Below are 1,124 nucleotides of genomic sequence, written 5' to 3'. Positions count from 1 at the left end.
CGTCAATTCCAATCAATTGTGGATCGCCACGACGGGGATGCGTACGACAAATCGTTCAGAAGCTGGGATCATCTGGTGGCGCTGATCTATGCCCAGTTCTGCGGCAGCAGCGGCTTGCGTGGCCTGGAAGCCGGCTGGAACGCCAACAGCCAGCATCATTATCACCTGGGCAGCGGTCCCTTGGTGCGTTCGACCTTGTCGGATGCCAACAGACGGCGTCCGGTCGCCATCTTTGCCGAGGCGTTCGGTCTGGTGGCGAACCTGCTCGACAGGCAAACGCGGCGCGAGGGCGAAGCCATGCTGCGGCTGATCGACTCGACCCCCATTCCGCTCGGCAAACTGTGCGATTGGGCCAAGTCGAACGGGCGCATCCGCGGCATGAAGGTGCATGTCGTCTATGACCCGAAGACCGACTGTCCGCGCGTCCTCGACATCACCGACGCCAACGTCAACGACGCCCAGGTCGGTCGCCAGATCACGATCGAAGCTGGAGCGACCTACGTGTTCGACAAGGGCTACTGCCATTATGGCTGGTGGACGGCGATCGCCGAAGCCGGATCGATCTTCGTGACACGGCCCAAATCCAACATGGGGCTGGCGCTGGTGCGCGATCGCCCTATAGCCGAGCCGCAGGGCGACGGCTTCCTGGTTGTGGAAGACAGTGAGGTAAGCCTGGTCAGCAAGGGTGCTTGCAAGCTGCCGATGCGCCTGCGTCGCCTGCGCGTTCAGCGCGAAGCGGGCGACACCATCACGCTTTTGACCAACGATCTGGAGCGCTCCGCCGTCGAGATTGGTCGGCTCTACAAAGGCCGCTGGCAAATCGAGCTTCTGTTCCGATGGATGAAGCAGCACCTCAAAATCCGCAAGTTCCTCGGCAACAACGGCAATGCAATCCGCCTGCAACTCTTTGCTGCAATGATCGCCTATGCGCTGCTGCGCATTGTCGCGCGCACCCGCCGCGTCCCTATTCCAATCTTGAGGTTCACAGAACTGGTCGCTCAATACTTGTTCGGGCGGCGGAAAATGCACACCATCACCAAGCCGCCACCGATCAATCCAAGCCGACCAAGAGACCGAGCCTCTCCCAATCAGATGGCCTTCATATATGAATAACTTTCCCCGGA

Annotated in this window: 1 protein-coding gene; it reads left to right on the top strand. The window is 60.2% G+C overall.

Translation table 11 applies throughout. The features are described from left to right. On the top strand, positions 1 to 1,113 hold a 1,113-nt coding region (locus tag BQ8794_RS20470), incomplete at its 5' end, for an IS4 family transposase (RefSeq protein ID WP_077380507.1). Positions 1,114 to 1,124 lie beyond the last annotated feature (11 nt).

This window comes from Mesorhizobium prunaredense (genome assembly GCF_900156895.1).
Classification (GTDB): domain Bacteria; phylum Pseudomonadota; class Alphaproteobacteria; order Rhizobiales; family Rhizobiaceae; genus Mesorhizobium; species Mesorhizobium prunaredense.
Note: the sequence above shows the minus strand (reverse complement) of the source record. Positions and strands in the feature narration are given on the sequence as shown.